The sequence below is a fragment of the Blastococcus sp. KM273128 genome, from assembly GCF_021698975.1.
Lineage (GTDB): Bacteria > Actinomycetota > Actinomycetes > Mycobacteriales > Geodermatophilaceae > Blastococcus.
Map to the genome: position 1 here is coordinate 1 of NZ_SSXA01000215.1, position 300 is coordinate 300.

The 300-nt window shown below is 63.0% G+C and carries 1 protein-coding gene; it reads right to left on the reverse strand.

What is annotated here, in order from left to right; all coding sequences use genetic code 11:
* The coding region (locus E9529_RS21640; protein ID WP_236833306.1) for a hypothetical protein at positions 1-277 on the reverse strand (277 nt) is incomplete at its 3' end.
* Positions 278-300 lie beyond the last annotated feature (23 nt).

A 300-nucleotide genomic window follows, 5' to 3' on the forward strand; every position in this document is an offset into this window, starting at 1 on the left:
GTTGTGCAGATTTTGACAGCCACGTCAGGAGTGCATCTTTCTGGTGGGCCGTCCTATGTTCGCGTGTCTCGATCGCCTTGCCATGCCAAGCCGCCCGAAGGCGGTCCAGCGACAAGTCTGGGGCCAGGCTGAGTCCGGCGTACTCGCGGCGATCAGATTCGAGGTAGTCCGTGGCCGCTGCGCTGTATCCCGCGATGCCCGTGTGCGGTGCTCCGTCCCTGGGGTACAAGAGCAGGCCCTTTCTGGCGGCGAGTTCTACGAAGTGGGCTTCGTTCACTGCCGTGCAAGCGACACTGCGGA